Raw genomic sequence first — 16,804 nt, forward strand, 5'->3', positions numbered from 1 at the left:
TTGCGTCTACACTATTGCGAAATAGGCTACACTTTCAGAACTTATCCGCTTGTCAGTGCACCAGAGCAAGTGTATAAATTGTTATAAAAAGATGTGTGTGTTGAGTTGTTTTGATATGAAACAAGCAAAAATCGACTTTCGATGTAGCTCACATACCCTTTGCGCTATAGTCGCCGCGGTTGCATAAAACGATATCCTGAGGGGTCTGAGTTTGAAGTTGATGTCAAAATTGCTCGGGGGGCTGCTATTGCTGTTTTGTATGTCAGCACCAGCTAACGAGTTACCATATTATACTTTTTCTAATCACAGTGCGGTGATGTTGATCATCGAACCCACGTCTGGAAAAATTTTAGATGCCAATAAGGCTGCCGCCGCATTTTATGGATACAGCGAGGCGGCTTTAGAGTCAAAGGCCATACAGGATATCAACTTATTTACCGCCGAACAGGTTGCTAATGAGCGCCAGGCAGCACTAAATGAGGGCCGTAATTATTTTATCTTCCAGCATCAGACGGCGGGCGGTAACGTGAAAACGGTAAGTGTGCACTCGACGCCGTTTGAAAATAGTGATGGTAAACCTAGGTTACTTTCCATCATCCAAGATATGAGCGAGCAGCGTAAGTTGCAGCAAGATCTCTGGCATTACCAAGCAAATCTTGAACAACAAGTCTTGCTACAGACTGAAAAAATCAAACAAGCCAATATGGTGCAGGTCATTTTGTTAACGGCTGTGATAGCTGTTTTGATCCTGTTTATGGCAGTATTGATGACCATGTTGGTAAGGCTTAGACGTTCAAACCAGCGCGCACAAGCTCAAGGCGCGAAACTCAGTGCTATTTTTGATTGTATGACCGCATACTTGGTGTTTACCGATGAAACACACCATATTGAAGCCGTGAATGGAACTGTATTAAAGGATTTTGATAGCTTAGAAGCGTTAAGATCAAAATCTATTTATACCTTATTTGATGTTCTCGATAGTGAAAAGTTGCTAGCGGAAGGAACGCTTGAGTGCCAACTTGATGCGCGTTTTGGCTATTGTAATGTTCGAGTTTCGTGTGCCCCCGTAGTCAGTGAAACGCAAGCTAAGCTTGGCTTCATTTATGTTATTCAAGACATCACAGAAGAGCTTGAGAATGAGCGAGAGCAGCGTTTAGCAAGCACGGTATTTGCGACAACCACAGAAGGCGTGTTGGTCTCCAACAAGCATAATCAAATCCAAATGGTAAATCGCGCGTTTAGCGAGATCACAGGCTATGGTATGGAGGAAGTGATAGGTGAAACACCAGCCTTACTGAATTCAGGGCGTCATGATGAGCGATTTTTCAATACGCTATATGATGATTTGATTAACAGAGGCCATTGGGAAGGAGAAATTTGGAACAAGCGCAAAAATGGTGAAATCTATCCAAGTTGGTTGCAGGTGTCAGCTGTGTTTAATGAGGCTCGGGAAATTGATATGTATGTTGCGCTATTTAGCGACATTACCTCGAGAAAACGCAACGAACAGTTGATGTGGCAACAAGCCAACTTTGATAGCTTGACGGGCCTTGCAAACCGCCATCATTATCACGTTAAGTTTGATTTAGCATTGAAGCGAGCAGCTCAGCTAGAAGAACGCTTTGCGATTTGTTTTATCGATCTTGACCGCTTTAAAGCAGTAAATGATACGCTTGGGCACCATATTGGTGATTTACTACTCAAAGAGGCTGCAAACCGTATTAATGAGTGCGTGCGAAGCTCTGATACCGTTGCAAGATTAGGTGGGGACGAGTTTGCGTTACTGCTACAAGATATCAGCTCTATCAGTGATTTAGAGCTGGTTGCGACTAAGATTTTACGCGCGTTAGCCAACCCTTTTCATTTGGAAGGGCACGAAGCTTATGTCTCTGGTAGTATGGGGATCACTTTCTATCCAGATGATGGAACCGATCGTAAAGTGTTGCTACGTAACGCAGACAGTGCAATGTATAAAGCGAAGGAGCATGGTCGTGACTGCTTTCAATTTTATACCTCTGCGATGCATCAACATGCCAAAGCGCGTAGCGTCTTAGAAAGTGCCTTGCATAAAGCACTATCAAATCGTGAATTGTCACTGGTATACCAGCCTATTTTTTCACAGCTTGGCAACGGCGACCTCGTTGGCTGTGAGGTATTGTTACGATGGAAAAGTGAATTGCTGGGCCATGTTTCACCCGACCAGTTTATCCCTGTCTGCGAGGAGTTGGGTCTTATCTTACCGATTGGGGAGTGGGTGCTTTATCATGCTTGCTCTCAAGTTAAAGCTTGGCAAGACAGCTATGGTAGACCCTTATTCATTGCGGTTAACGTCTCTAGTATTCAGTTCAAACGCCAAGATATGGTCGAAGTAGTAAGAAAAGTGCTTAGAGATACCAAACTGGAAGCAAAACACCTGACATTAGAAATCACGGAGTCGGTACTGGTTGAAAACTCAGACAAAATATTGTCGCAATTAAAAGCATTAAGAGAGATGGGCGTGGAATTGGCGATTGACGATTTTGGCACTGGGTACTCGTCGTTAAGTTATCTCAAGCGCTTCCCGCTTTCTAAATTAAAAATTGATAGAACCTTTATTCGTGACTTACCTGAAGATGAAGAAGACAAAGCGCTCGTCAGTGCGATAATCTTGATGGCGCACAAGTTGAATTTAAAAGTGATTGCGGAAGGGGTTGAAACCCCAGCGCAGTCGATGTTCTTAAAAAGCTTGCTCTGTGATATGACGCAAGGCTATTTTCACTCTAAGCCCGTGGCACAACAAGAGTTTGAAGCAAACGTTTTAACCATGCAGTATCACAAACAAAGCCACAGTTAACAGGGGTGATCTTGGCATAACTTAGCCAGAGCCGTTTGTGCTTTATAATTACCTTGCTCTGCGGCAAGTTTAAGCCAGTGGATAGCTTTTTTAATGTCTTTTTCACCGCCTTCACCGTCACGTAGCATTGTTGCGTAGTTATATTGCGCCCACGAATTGCCGGTTTTAGCCGCTGCTGCAAATCCCATTTTTGCTTCTTCAAAATCTCCTTGGCTGTAAGCGCGAATTGCTTCTTGGTTCTGTGCTGAGATATTAGGTCCGTTATACAGTGGCTTCGGCTTTTTAAACCTTTGTCTAACAACGCCGCCAAGTACATGGATCCCTACGGGTCTGTAGACGGAAACAATCATTTCATCGTCAAGTAAGTCTAATAGGTTGTCTTTTTCTAATGTCAGTCTTTGTGGCTTAAAATAATGATCGGTCATTAGCATGCTGACACGTATATCTCTGGTGATGTTACGCATCGTACGATAAGTGTAGGCACTTTCTTTCACTTCAATGTTTTCGTCTGTCAGCTCAGTAATTTGTAATACCTGAAAAGCGGGTTCATAGACTTGCTCTGTGTTTTTACCAGCATCAAAAATAATCAGGTCGTCGATTTGTGGAGACGCTAAATACGTTTTATAACTAGCGACTTGTTGTTGGTGTTGGTTAAAAAAGTAAAGTGCAATAGTGACCACAATCAGTGCCGACACGGCAACTTTATATTTACTGATAAAGTTGAATATTGTGTCGTAAAAGGAAAAGAGTACGCTTTTGATTTCCATATTCTAATAATTAGTCATGTATGGGTATGTCTAAAGTAGGCAACTTGAGTGTAGGGGACAAGCATACTTGTCCCCATAAATGTAAGATTTTATTTCCCAGCCATTTTCGTTTTAGCGTCGGCAGCCATTAAGGCAAATACGGCGTACGCTGCAGTGTTTTGCTTTAACTTTGCCGGATCGACTTTATCAAGTGTGTCATCAGCTGTGTGGTGATAATCAAAATAGTCCGTGCCATCTTGATGTAACGCGAAGATTGGCGCTGATGTAGTATTTTTAAGCGGAATTAAGTCGGGGCCACCATGTGCGCTATTTTTACCAATATAAGTAACACCGAGTGGTGCCAACTGTTTAGCAATCTCACGCACGACTGGTAAAGAAGCTGCATTTACGTTTGACTCAAACGCATAGACTACATCTGCACCAAAGTCGGACTCTGACGCGGCCACAATGCGGTCTAATTCTGCCTGATGCTTTTTAAAATAAGCTTTTGCGCCCCAAAGACCCAGCTCTTCTGCTGCAAATAGGACTACGCGAACACTGCGTTTAGGGCGTTTTACGTCGGCAATATGTTTAGCTGCTGCCATCGTTAATGCAACACCAGCGCCATCATCGAGTGCACCAGTACCCAGATCCCAAGAATCTAAGTGACCACCAATCAAGACATACTGCTCTGGAAATTCAGTACCCGTGAATTCGCCGATGACGTTGTAACTGGTTCCTTCCCCTAAGTCCTCGGTTTGAATATTTAGCGCGACTTTAACGGCATGACCGGAGTTGATAAGGCGTGCTAGCTGATCCGCATCTGGGTTCGCAACTGCAGTAGACGGGATCTTTGTCACTCCCGCTTTATAGTGACTGCCGCCAGTGTGCGCGAAGCGGTGATGGCTGGTGCTGACTGAGCGCATCATATAAGCGATAGCGCCTTTTTTTGCCGCTTCTACGGCGCCGCTATTACGAGCTCTTACCGCCGGTCCATAGCCATTACCATCAATGTCGCGGTTCATGCGGTAATTAATAAAAGCTATTTTACCTTTTAAGCTATTGTCTGGCGCGGCAATCAGCTCATCGAGAGTTTCAAATAAAACTACCTCACCACTTAGCCCATCTTTTGGTGTGCTGACGCTGTTACCGAGTGCCGTAAGGTGTAGCGGTTGTTCGCTCGGTATCAGTATTTTTGCAGACTCATGGTAGCGGCGCCATTCAGGAAAGGTCGCTTCCTCAAGCCAGACTTTGTCAAATCCCAATTGCTCAAGTTGTTTCTGTGCCCAAGCTACCGCTTTTTTATCATTTTCGGTACCCGGTAAGCGTGGGCCTACTTCTGTGGTGAGGGATTCTAGTAGTTGCCAACTTAGGTTGCTGTGGCTTGCCGCTTCTCTGACTTGTTTAACTTGTTCTAATTGTTGTGTAGTAAATTCTTCGGCTTGTAGTGCTGTACTCAAACCTGCGCTTAATAAACCAAATGCCAATAGTGATTTAAACTTCATGATAATCCTTGGTAAAAATGGAGTTACCGAGAGATTAAAGCATAAATTTTGATGTAAGTCCGTGTATTGCGATGAGGATAACTCATCCACAATCTAGGGGCGCTTTATCTTGGAATAATAGAGTAAAGCGGTTAGCGAATTTACACATTTGGTATAAAATACGCGATTAAGATAGCGAATAGGAAAGCACTGTGTCGATCACTTCATTTTCTCAATTACCTCTAAACCAAGCGCTTGCTCAGCGCCTTGTAGATCTTAACTACGTGGTGCCAACGGCAGTACAGTCTGCGAGTTTAGCACTGGCGTTGACTGGACAAGATTTAGTCGTGAAAGGGAAAACTGGATCTGGCAAAACACTGGTGTTCTCACTTGCGCTGCTGAATAAGCTGCAGCCCGAGTGCAATGAAGTTCAGGCTTTGGTGTTATGTCCAACGAGAGAGTTGGCTGATCAAGTCGCACAAGAGATCAGAAAAGTTGCGGCTCTAATTAATAACGTCAAAGTGCAAACACTCTGCGGAGGAATGCCAATTGAACCTCAAACACGGGCGTTGCAACATGGTGCGCATATTGTTGTTGGTACACCTGGTCGGGTTGAAGAGCATGTTTTTAATGGCTCACTCATGCTAACTGAAACGCAGACTGTGGTATTCGACGAAGCTGATCAGATGCTGGATATGGGCTTTACTGAAACGCTAGAAAGCATTTTAGTGTATGTGGCTGAAGTTCGACAAACACTAATGTTTAGTGCGACTTACCCAGACAAGATCATGAAACTGGCTAAGCAATATATGCGTGAGCCAGAGTTTGTTGAAGCGAAAGAAGAACAAGCACACCACAGCATTAAGCAAACCTTTTATAAATTAGACAACAATAAAATGCGCTTTAACGCACTGAGAGTGCTGTTAATGCAGCACCAGCCGCAAAGCTGTATCGTTTTTTGTAATACCAAAGCTGAGACTAAGCGACTATTCGAAGAATTACGCCAGACCGGACTTGCTTGTGTCGAGTTACATGGCGATTTAGATCAAGGTGAGCGTGAGTGGTCATTGCTCACTTTTGCCAATAAGAGTGCCAATATTTTAGTTGCCACTGACGTTGCTGCTCGAGGGCTCGACGTTGAGGAAGTTGAGCTTGTGGTTAACTATCATTTGGCGCTTGAGCCGCAGACGCATATTCACCGTGTTGGTCGCACGGGTCGGGGTGAGCACAAAGGTATCGCAGTATCTCTTTATGGAGAAAAAGAAGCCTTCAAAATAAAACAGTTAGCGGAAATATATGGTCAAGAGCTAAAACATGGCACGTTGCCGGGTCATTCACTACTCGAAAAGCCAGCCTACAAGTCGAACATGGTGACCCTCATGATTGAAGGTGGAAAGCAGCAAAAGCTCCGCAAAGGAGATATCGTAGGTAGTTTGACGGGTGAAGAGGGGATTAGCTTTAAGCAAATTGGTAAGATCAATATTTATGACGTGCAAACATTCGTGGCGGTAAAACGCGAGGCAGTAAAGCCTGCACTACGTAAGCTTAACAATAGTAAGATTAAAAATAAGCGTTATAAAGCCTTACGTGCTTAAGGTCTGTTTAAGTATCTCATACTCATTCATCAAGCGTTTGAAAGTCTCCTCATCACCTGATTTATCTGGGTGATGAGTCAGAGCCAGTTTTCTCCAACATTGGCTTAACACCCTGCGATCATAACTGTTAGGCAGTCGCCAGCGTGTTTTAATCGCGTTTAATTCGTCAGCCTTGATATCAATTTGCCGGCGAGCGCCATTGAATGCAAAGCGCTGCCAAAAGTTATCCAACAGAGCACTCACTTCTTCACCACTGGTTTCGTAATGCTGCCAGTCTAAGTAGTAACTTCTGAGTGGATCATCTAATGCTAATTGATGCTCACCTGAATGTGGTGACAGATAAATATTGAGTGCTTCAACATGCAGGTATTGGCCTTCGGCGAATACCTCTTGCTGAAGTTGATAAAGAGCATTCATGATCAAGAAGTTACGCTTGAAGAGGTTTTTATTTTCATCTTCATCAAGGCGAGGCAGTTGCTGTTGCTCCATCAGGGCGGCGGCAATAGTGTGCACTTTTAAAGATTGATTTTGACAAATTAATCTAAAAATAACATCTGTTAGCGGATTGAACATTGTCGGCTCTTTAGTCTTGGTGTATCTTCACACTACCACGCAGACTAAATGATAGGCAACGGAGAGCAAGAATGAAATTATGGGGGCAACAAAAGCCATGGTCTGTGATTGTTTGTTGTCTGTTTCTTTCAAGTTCCTTTTGCGCCGACGCTGCGTTAAACAGTATTACATTTGCTGAACGTGTTGCGGAGGTAAAGCAAACCTCTGATTGGCAACAACAAAAGATCCTTGGAGCTGAGTTACTTGGTGAGCAAGGACTGGAAAAGGCTAGCAGAATTGATCTTTTGCTTAGCCTCGGTAAGTCTGCTTATCAACAGAATCATTTCAAAGATGCACTTACCTTTCTTAATCAGCTAGAACAGCTAACGCAACAGAATACATTGAGTGACAACCATTTTAATGCGGTAAAAGTCCAAGGTATTTGCTATTTTTATCTAGGCCATTATCAGCAGGCTATAGATTTTTATTCACGGGCATTGGCGTTGGCCAAGCAACGTAACGTCCCGATAGAAGTGGCGAATTTATATAGCAACTTAGGACTAGCCTACTTTAATAGCTTTACGCTCGATTTGGCATTGCAAAATTTTCTAAAAGCGGATGAGTTATATCAAGAGTTTGGTAATGCTCAAGATCATGCTGATATCCTTTTGAACATATCAGGTGTTTATATCCGTCAAGCTGCTTACGAAAAAGCGGAAGAGATGCTCCATGATGCGCTAAGCGCATTCGTCGAGTTAAACGATGAATATGGTGCGGCGCTGGCCCAAGCTGACCTTGGGGTGCTGTACACGGAGACTAAGCGTCCAGCGCTTGCTAAAGCTTCTTATCAAGCGGCAATTGCTTATTATGAAACCCAGAATGATGTTCGTCATCTATCATTTGAATATGGCAACCTTGCTTTATTAAGTTATTCACAAAACCAATTAGAACTTGCCGAAAAAGAAGCAAACTTCGCGCTCTACTATGCCGAAAAGTCACAAAACCCTGCCAACCTTATGGAAGCTCAATTTATCTTGGCAAAGATTTTCTTTGCGCAAGGCAGACTGGATGAAGCTTTGACTAATGCAGAGCATAGTTTAGCTGCAAGTCGAATAATGCATGAACAAAAGAGAGAGCGAAAGGCGCTTGGTTTGCTTGCCCTAATCGAAGCTGCACAAGGTAATATTAAGCGTGCAAGGGAGTATGACTCGCAAAATCAGGAAGCGCAAAACCGCATGATGAATGATGATATGCTCAAGCGTATGAATGACTATCGTGCTAAATATGAGGCCAGTGAGCTGACTCGTGAAGTTGAGATACTCAAGCAAGAGCAAAAGTTACAGTTATTAAAAGAAGAACAACGCAGTCAGTTACAGTTGTTGGGTGTTGTCATTGGGATATTAACTTTGCTAACTGCCTTCGCCTTATATCGACGCAAGGTCGAACAAAGAGCAAAACTGGAGTTGAGTCAAAAAGTCGCACTTAGAACATCCGAACTTCAACAAAAGGCGGATGAATTAAAGGCGGCTAACCGAGTTAAAAGCCAGTTTTTGGCAAATATGAGCCATGAAATACGAACGCCACTGACAACGGTGTTGGGTCATGCGGAAGACCTCCTAGTCGAACAAGACTTAAATGAGCAGGTGCAAGCGTCGGTTAAAACTATTTATAATCAGGGGCTACATTTAAGGGATCTGGTCAACGATATTCTTGACCTTAGCAGGATAGAAGCTGAGCGTTTAGAGCTTGAATCCACAGAGTTTGCGGTTAGCAGCTTGCTTGCCGACTTATGCGATATGTTCCAACAAAACATCCAGAGTAAGCAATTAGAATTCATCGTGAGTTCTCAAGTCAGATCAAATGCCTATGTTCGCCTCGATTACATCCGAGTAAAACAAATACTGATAAATCTGCTCAGTAATGCCTTGAAGTTTACAGAAAAAGGCAGGATTGAATTAGCTGTATCTGAGACGCATCATGGCTTGTTGTTCACCGTTGAAGACACAGGTATCGGCATGAGTGAGCAACAGATTGGGCGAATATTTGAGAACTTTCAACAGGCCGACAACAGTATCACGAGGCGCTTTGGTGGGTCAGGATTGGGGCTAAGTCTATCTAGTCAATTGGCGCATATGATGAATGGTGAAATCAACGTACAAAGTGCCGTCGATCAAGGCAGCGTATTTTCCTTTAGTGTGCCTTGTACGGTATATCTCAACACCGAAAATGCTGAAGTTCAAATTCCACAATTAAAACAGCCACAGCTGTCGGGAAGTGTTCTGGTTGTTGAAGACCATCCTGAAAATCGTCAATTGTTTTCACGTATGATAGAGCGTACTGGTGCGACGGTATGCGTAGCCGAAAATGGTGCAAGGGCAGTCGAACAGTGTCTGAGTGATTTTCCCGATTTAGTTTTGATGGACATTCAAATGCCTGGGATGGATGGTGTCGAGGCGCTGAGAATTATTCGTTCAGCAGGTTATATGGGGCCAATTTATGCGCTCACGGCAAATGTGCTGACAGAAGAAGTCAAATCATATATTGATTCAGGATTCAATGGACATATTGGTAAGCCGATTAATAAAAATGAATTATTAGGGGTCTTGAATACACATTTAACTCTTGAGTCTGAAGGAAAGCCATATGAGCTTAAGATCGATTTATCGGATTTGCGAGATAGCTTTTCAAATACCTTTGAGCAAGAGCGTTACTTATTAATTGACGCTTGGCAAAACAAAGACTTGGCTACACTTCAGAGTACATGCCATAAACTTGCTGGAGCTGCTTCAATGTTTGAATTTCCAGAACTTGCAAACATCGCAATAGAGTTTGAAAAAGTGCTAAAGCAGGGTTGTGAAGAGCAATTCCAATCTTTGTTTTTGGCGTTGTGCGATCAACTAAAATCTCAAGAGTCTTTGGCCTCTTAAAAGAGCTCTATATCGTCGGAGTCATCCACCTTCAAATTGTCAGGTTGCGTATCATCACTGATAGATATTCGGGAGCTATCTTTTCTGGTATCTAGTTCCGGTGTGTAGTCAGCGATTTTAAAAATAGACAGCTTTTCATGAATGCTTTGTGATAGGGCAATGAGATCACGATTGGACACAGCTTGTATTTTCGTACTCGATAGGGCATCAGAGTTTAGATGAACCATTGACTCTATGCTCTCTTGAGCTGCGTCAGAAGCTTGTTTTTGCTCCCCAACTTGCTGATGAATATCATGAGACATTTGGTTGATAGAGAGCATCGAGTTTTCTATTTCATCAACTTCTTTTGTAGAAGCTTCGCTTAATTTTACTGTGTTATCTGTTTCTTCTAGCGCCGCTTGCATCAGCGCATAAACAGAATCAGTACCGGATTGTATTTTTCTAATAACCTGACTTACTTCTTTGGTTGATTGACTCGTTCGTGCTGCCAGATTACGCACCTCGTCGGCAACAACGGCGAAGCCTCGGCCAAGCTCTCCTGCTCGTGCGGCCTCAATTGCAGCATTCAGCGCCAGTAAGTTGGTTTGTTCCGCAATACCGTTAATCACTTCAAGTACTGAGCTAATCTCATTGCTGTCGGTTTTGAGGAGTTCTATTTGTTTACTGGTTTTTTTGATGTTATCCGCAAGTGTAAGCAGACTTTCTTGGCTTTTATCGGTGTCTAATCGGGTTTGTTTCACCGCCGTTGTAGCATTCTCTACCGATGCGTAGATCTGCTCTAAACTAGTATCCAGGCGCGCAGAAATCTCCAACATAGACTGTATTGAAGTCGCTAAGTATTCACCGTGAGTATGCTGTAGCGTCGCTTTTTGTGTCATGGATGCATAAGTATCTCTTAAGCTATCTGCCATAGGGTGAAGCCGCGAAGAGGAGGAGTAGACTTCGCTAATGATGTGTTCGATGACAGCAAAGCAATCATTCATTAGTAGGCAGGATTTAGAGATATTTTTATCTTGTTCGTTAAAGCGGTAGGTAAGGTCTACCCCACTGTCGGTGATAAAGTTTCGAACGAGATGTTCCATATGTTTTTCTGCAGAGGAAGCGCTTTTAAAACATATGAATTGCAATAACGCTCCTAGTGTTAATGTACCAGCTGCAGCAGCTATCTTAATCGCATCTGAGGAAATAAAAGTAATTGCAAGTGTTACAGAAGCCAAGTTAAACAGTGTGACAGCGGCAATAATACGACTCGGCTTCATGTTACGTCCCTTGGTTCATTATTCAAATCTAGTTTAATTTTATTAGGTAGGTATAGAACAAAAACAGGTAGTTGGCGAACCTGAAATGCAAAAAGCCAGCATAAGCTGGCTTTTCAATAACTAGACTCTAAGTCTACTTACTTACGACGCATTGAGTCGAAAAACTCATCGTTTGTTTTGCTCATGGAAAGCTTATCAATAAGGAATTCCATCGCATCGATTTCACTCATTTCATGCACAATCTTACGCAAGATCCACATCTTTTGAAGCTCATCAGTCTTCGTCAGCAGTTCTTCACGACGAGTGCCTGAGCGGTTGAAGTCGATAGCTGGGAATACACGTTTCTCCGCGATCTTACGGTTTAGGTGTAGTTCCATGTTACCCGTACCTTTAAACTCTTCGTAGATAACTTCATCCATCTTAGAGCCGGTATCGATAAGTGCTGTTGCAATGATGGTTAAGCTTCCGCCTTCCTCAACATTACGTGCGGCACCAAAGAAACGCTTTGGTTTGTGAAGAGCATTGGCATCAACACCACCGGTTAGTACTTTACCTGATGAAGGAATAACCGTGTTATATGCTCGGGCAAGACGTGTAATTGAGTCAAGTAGAATGATGACATCCTTCTTATGTTCAACTAAGCGTTTTGCTTTTTCGATAACCATTTCTGCTACCTGAACGTGGCGGTTGGCTGGTTCATCAAACGTAGAGGCAATAACTTCACCTTGAACAAGGCGCTGCATCTCAGTTACTTCTTCTGGACGTTCATCGATGAGTAGTACCATCAATGTTGCATCTGGGTTGTTGTATGTGATGGACTGAGCAATGTTTTGTAGCAACATTGTCTTACCTGCTTTTGGCGGTGCAACGATAAGTGCACGCTGACCTTTACCAATTGGAGAAGCAAGGTCCAGTACTCGAGCGGTAATATCTTCTGTACTACCATTTCCTCGTTCCATCACCATACGCTCATTAGCATGAATAGGCGTTAAGTTTTCGAATAGGATTTTGGTACGTGAGTTTTCTGGCTTATCGAAGTTAACTTCATTAACTTTCAATAATGCAAAATATCTTTCGCCATCTTTTGGTGGTCTGATTAAACCACTGATGGTATCACCGGTACGCAGGCTGAAACGTCTAATCTGGCTCGGGGAAACATAAATATCATCAGGACCAGCTAGGTAAGATGCTTCTGAAGAACGTAAAAAGCCGAAGCCATCTTGTAAAATTTCTAAAACACCGCCGCCGTATATATTTTCGCCGCTTTTCGCGTGCGCTTTCAAAATAGCAAAGATAATATCTTGTTTTCTTAAACGAGCTACGTTTTCAAGTCCCATGGACTCAGCAAGTTTTACAAGTTCATTGATTGACTTGTCTTTTAATTCGCGTAAATGCATATTGGTGGGTTCTTTATTACAGTTGTCATTCTCGTTAGTTTCACGAGAGAGGTTGATTTGATAAAGCTTAAAGGTTTGTGGCTTTATAAGTTAGCAGCTAGGCGTCGGGTCGTCCAGTGTTTATACAAATTTTATTCTATTAAAAATGATATAGATCAGGCCTACATCTGCGGCAATTATGCCGCAGAGTGTGTAACAACCTGAATTATAGGTTGTTTTCTAGGAACTCAACAAGTTGAGTCTTAGATAAAGCACCAACTTTAGTTGCCGCTACAGCACCATCTTTAAATAGTAACAGTGTTGGAATGCCACGGATACCGTACTTAGGTGGAGTACCAGCGTTTTGATCGATATTTAGTTTACCGATCGCTACGCGGTCACCGTGTGATTCTGCAACTTCATCAAGGATAGGCGCAATCATTTTACAAGGGCCACACCATTCTGCCCAGAAATCTACTAGTACAGGCTTGTCAGATTTAATTACGTCAGCTTCAAAGCTGTCATCAGTTAGTTGGATAATTTTGTCGCTCATTACGCTCTCCGTTAGAATTAGGCGAAATATTTAATGCGTATTTAAACACTCTTGTTTCTTATTGCAAGTTTAAACGTTATGCTTTATTGCTATGACTAAGACACATTTGACCAATAAAAAATTCAACGACTTTGCTTTAGCACCGGAAGTGGTCGCCGGTTTACAGGAAAATGGCTTCGAATTTTGTACGCCAATCCAAGCAAAGTGTATACCTTACATCTGTGAAGGCCGCGATATCGCGGGCCAGGCACAAACTGGTACGGGCAAAACTCTTGCGTTTTTGACCGCGACCTGTCATCGCCTATTGCAGACCAAAAAGGATAAAAAAACGCAACCTCGTGCAATTATTATGGCACCGACTCGAGAGTTGGCTATCCAAATACATAAGGACGCGCAAGTCATTGCGCCACGTTGTGATCTTAAGCTTGCCCTAGTATATGGTGGCGAAGATTACGAAAAACAACGGGCTCAACTGGAAAAAGGCGCGGATATACTAATCGGAACGACTGGACGTTTAATCGATTTTTATAAGCAGGGTGCTTATAACCTCAATGATATCGAAGTGGTTGTGCTAGATGAAGCAGACCGAATGTTTGATTTAGGTTTTATCAAAGACATTCGCTATTTGTTCAATCGTATGCCAGGTCGTGAAGAGCGATTAAATCTATTATTTTCTGCAACATTGTCATACAGAGTGCAAGAGTTAGCATTCGAACACATGACCAATCCTATTCATGTACAAATTGAGCCGGATGTTAAAACGGGCAAACGTATTCAAGAAGAGCTATTTCATCCGTCAACAGAGGACAAAATACCTTTACTGTTGACTTTGATTGAGGAAGAGTGGCCAGAGAAGGCAATTATTTTTGCTAATACTAAGCACAGTTGTGAAAACGTATATGAATGGCTGAAAGCGGATGGCCACCGTGCAGGCTTGCTTACTGGAGATGTGAACCAAAAGAAACGTCAATCAATTCTAGCGCAGTTTACGCGTGGCGATGTTGATTTACTGGTTGCGACGGATGTTGCAGCGCGAGGTTTACATATTCCTGAAGTAAGTCACGTGTTCAACTTTGATTTGCCGGATGACAGAGAAGACTACGTTCATCGTATTGGCCGGACAGGCCGAGCTGGTGCGTCTGGGCATGCGATTAGTTTCGCATGTGAACAATATGCCTATAATCTGCATGAGATAGAGGAATACATAGAACATGCAATTCCTGTTTCTCATTATGATAAAACAGCACTATTGACCGATTTGCGTGCACCGCAAGTAAATAAACGTCGTCATTCAGGTCATGGCAATAGTAGTAACAAACAACGTGGTGGTGGTCGCCGAACAGGTGGCTATAGGAAACCACAATCCAAGTAAACTTGGAGTGTAAAGTAGTAAGCGCTTAAAGCGATTTGTTGAGGTTTTAAAAGTGGCAAAGACTGCTTCGAAGGAAGATATTTACGCTGTAATAGACTTAGGTTCTAACAGCTTTCATATGTTGATCGCGAAACATATGGCAGGCGGTATTCACACAATCGGCCGTGTGAAAAGGAAGGTGCGGTTGGCATCTGGGCTTAATGACCAAAATGAATTGTCGCTTGAAGCGATGCAAAGAGGGTGGGAATGCCTGGCTTTGTTCGCAGAGCGCTTACAAGATATCCCCAAGCAAAACGTCAGTATTGTCGCGACAGCGACATTGCGTTTGGCTACTAATGCTCACACATTTATCGAAAAAGCGGAGCAGATCCTTAATCATCAGGTAAATGTGATAAGTGGGGAAGTGGAAGCAAAAACCATTTATAAAGGTGTCGCTCACACATCTGCCTGTCAAGGTAAGCAACTCGTTATTGATATCGGTGGCGCGAGTACCGAAGTCGTGATCGGAAAAGGCTTTGATGCCTTACTGTATAAAAGCTTAAATATGGGCTGTGTGACATACCTAGATAGGTATTTCAGCGATGGCCTATTAAGTCTCGAAAATTTTGACACTGCAGAGCAGGCTGCAAAGCAGGTAATACAGCCTATTCAAGCCAAATATAAAAAGCTTGGCTGGGAGTTAGCTATTGGCGCGTCTGGTACTGTTCAAGCCATTCAGGAAATTTTCGCTGCGATGGGCGAGAATGAACAACTGACGCTAAACAAGTTGGAAGAAGTAAAGCTTAAGGCAATTGAATGTGAAACGGTGGCTGCGCTAACTTTACCTGGGTTAATTGAAGAGCGCCGTTTAGTCTTTGTATCGGGCCTGGCAATTTTGATTGCACTATTCAAATCATTGGGTATTCAATCTATGGGTCTTGCCGGTGGCGCACTTCGTGAGGGTGTACTTTATAGTATGATCCCTGACTTTCAGGCTGTTGATATCTGTCAGCGCACATTGGATGGTTTCACTCAGCGTTATCATGTTGATGCCGAGCAGGCGCTGCGAGTATACGAAGTGGTGTCTGATATTATCGCCCAAGTGTCATCGAGCTGGGGTCTGGATGAACAAACGAGTTTTCACTTGGCAAAGGCAATCGCATCTCTTCATGAAATAGGCTTACTGATTGACTATAAACAGTACCACAGACACAGCGGCTATATATTGGCGAATACTTCGATGCCTGGATATAGCAAAGCGCAAAAAGATATTATCGTTGCTATCGTTAAAAATCACAGAGCCGACCTTGTTGCCAAAGACTTTGATCGATTAGGTTGTCACTTTGAATTCGCTAAGCTGTTATGCGTTGTAGTTCGACTTGGTGTTTTGCTATCTATGCGTAGAAAAGACGATGTTCTACCTAAAGTAACAGTTCAAGCTAACAATGAAGAGAAAAAGTCCCTGACTATGCAAATGCCCGATCCTTGGCTATCTCTTCACCCATTGATGTTAGCGGAGCTCGTTCAAGAAGCGGCTTACCTATCAAAATTCGGTTGGGAATTAAAAATAGAGCGCATTTAGCGCTCTTTTTGTTTGTAAAACATGCAAAAATAACTGTCTTAGAGTGATTTCTATCCAAACGATCTGTTTTTCGCAATTTTTTTAAAAAAAGGGTTGCACTAAAATCGGATCGCCCTATAATGCGACCCACTGACACGGGGCGCTACGCTGAAAAGCAAAGCAGCAGCGAGTTAGCGTCAAGTAAAACTTAAGTTCGAAACTTCTGCTAAAGAAATTAAAAATTAAGTGTTGACAAAAAATCGGGAATGCTTAGAATGCACATCCCTCGAAACAACGAAATGTTTCGAAATGTTCTTTAAAAATATGAAGCAATCATCTGTGTGGGCACTCGTACAGATTGAGTTCTAACAGCAGATTCTAGTTCGCTAGATGACGCAAACAAATTTAGAGTCTCAATTGAACTGAGTGACCAACAGAATAAACATAGTTTATTCAGCACAGTCAATTCGATACCGAAAGGTATCAAAATCAGAATTCAATGAGCATGAAACTTAGGTTTCAAAAAAACTTTTAATTGAAGAGTTTGATCATGGCTCAGATTGAACG

General features: G+C 42.8%; 11 protein-coding genes and 1 rRNA gene (1 of these 12 running past the window's edge). 6 read left to right on the plus strand and 6 right to left on the minus strand.

From position 1 onward, the window contains the following. Positions 1-220 precede the first annotated feature (220 nt). Positions 221-2,833: a sensor domain-containing protein gene (locus CWC29_RS17260; protein ID WP_138524653.1), complete on the plus strand. Its 2,613-nt coding sequence runs from the start codon at positions 221-223 to the stop codon at positions 2,831-2,833. Here the strand turns inward: CWC29_RS17260 and CWC29_RS17265 are convergent. Together CWC29_RS17265 and CWC29_RS17270 are read right to left on the minus strand one after the other, a co-directional pair. After that, on the minus strand, positions 2,830-3,600 hold the full coding sequence (locus CWC29_RS17265; RefSeq protein ID WP_128725218.1) for a tetratricopeptide repeat protein: 771 nt from the start codon (positions 3,598-3,600) through the stop codon (positions 2,830-2,832). The genes CWC29_RS17260 and CWC29_RS17265 overlap by 4 nt on opposite strands. An 89-nt stretch (positions 3,601-3,689) precedes the next feature. Continuing rightward, positions 3,690-5,084, minus strand: coding sequence for a M20/M25/M40 family metallo-hydrolase (locus CWC29_RS17270; protein ID WP_128725219.1), 1,395 nt, complete (start codon positions 5,082-5,084; stop codon positions 3,690-3,692). A gap of 191 nt (positions 5,085-5,275) precedes the next feature. On the opposite strand from CWC29_RS17270, the gene dbpA reads away from it, so the two are divergent. Next, entirely contained in the window at positions 5,276-6,658 is a 1,383-nt protein-coding gene (dbpA, locus tag CWC29_RS17275) for an ATP-dependent RNA helicase DbpA (RefSeq protein WP_138524655.1), read from the plus strand. Here dbpA and CWC29_RS17280 read toward each other — a convergent pair. Then, positions 6,647-7,231 carry a DNA-J related domain-containing protein gene (locus CWC29_RS17280; RefSeq protein WP_138524657.1) on the minus strand — a complete coding sequence of 195 codons (585 nt, stop codon included), beginning with the start codon at positions 7,229-7,231 and terminating at the stop codon, positions 6,647-6,649. The two genes, dbpA and CWC29_RS17280, sit on opposite strands and share 12 nt — an antisense overlap. A 71-nt stretch (positions 7,232-7,302) precedes the next feature. Between CWC29_RS17280 and CWC29_RS17285 the strand changes: the two genes are divergently transcribed. Then, positions 7,303-10,137 (plus strand): ATP-binding protein, encoded by a 2,835-nt coding sequence (locus CWC29_RS17285; protein WP_138524659.1) that lies wholly within the window; start codon positions 7,303-7,305, stop codon positions 10,135-10,137. Here CWC29_RS17285 and CWC29_RS17290 read toward each other — a convergent pair. The 3 genes from CWC29_RS17290 to trxA form a co-directional block, all read right to left on the minus strand. Next, on the minus strand, positions 10,134-11,396 hold the full coding sequence (locus tag CWC29_RS17290) for a methyl-accepting chemotaxis protein (protein WP_128725223.1): 1,263 nt from the start codon (positions 11,394-11,396) through the stop codon (positions 10,134-10,136). The two genes, CWC29_RS17285 and CWC29_RS17290, sit on opposite strands and share 4 nt — an antisense overlap. A gap of 137 nt (positions 11,397-11,533) precedes the next feature. After that, positions 11,534-12,793, minus strand: coding sequence for a transcription termination factor Rho (gene rho / locus CWC29_RS17295; protein WP_010604247.1), 1,260 nt, complete (start codon positions 12,791-12,793; stop codon positions 11,534-11,536). 205 nt (positions 12,794-12,998) lie between these two features. After that, positions 12,999-13,325, minus strand: coding sequence for a thioredoxin TrxA (gene trxA, locus CWC29_RS17300; protein ID WP_010378172.1), 327 nt, complete (start codon positions 13,323-13,325; stop codon positions 12,999-13,001). A 91-nt stretch (positions 13,326-13,416) separates the two neighbouring features. On the opposite strand from trxA, the gene rhlB reads away from it, so the two are divergent. The 3 genes from rhlB to CWC29_RS17315 all read left to right on the plus strand — a co-directional run. Then, the gene (gene rhlB, locus CWC29_RS17305) at positions 13,417-14,697 is read left to right on the plus strand and encodes an ATP-dependent RNA helicase RhlB (protein ID WP_128725224.1); all 1,281 of its coding nucleotides are present in this window, start codon (positions 13,417-13,419) and stop codon (positions 14,695-14,697) included. A 52-nt stretch (positions 14,698-14,749) separates the two neighbouring features. Beyond that, positions 14,750-16,258, plus strand: coding sequence for a guanosine-5'-triphosphate,3'-diphosphate diphosphatase (gene gppA / locus CWC29_RS17310; RefSeq protein WP_128725225.1), 1,509 nt, complete (start codon positions 14,750-14,752; stop codon positions 16,256-16,258). A 511-nt stretch (positions 16,259-16,769) separates the two neighbouring features. After that, positions 16,770-16,804, plus strand: a 16S ribosomal RNA gene (locus tag CWC29_RS17315) (it continues 1,498 nt past the right edge of the window).

The organism is Pseudoalteromonas galatheae, from assembly GCF_005886105.2.
Classification (GTDB): Bacteria; Pseudomonadota; Gammaproteobacteria; order Enterobacterales; family Alteromonadaceae; genus Pseudoalteromonas; species Pseudoalteromonas galatheae.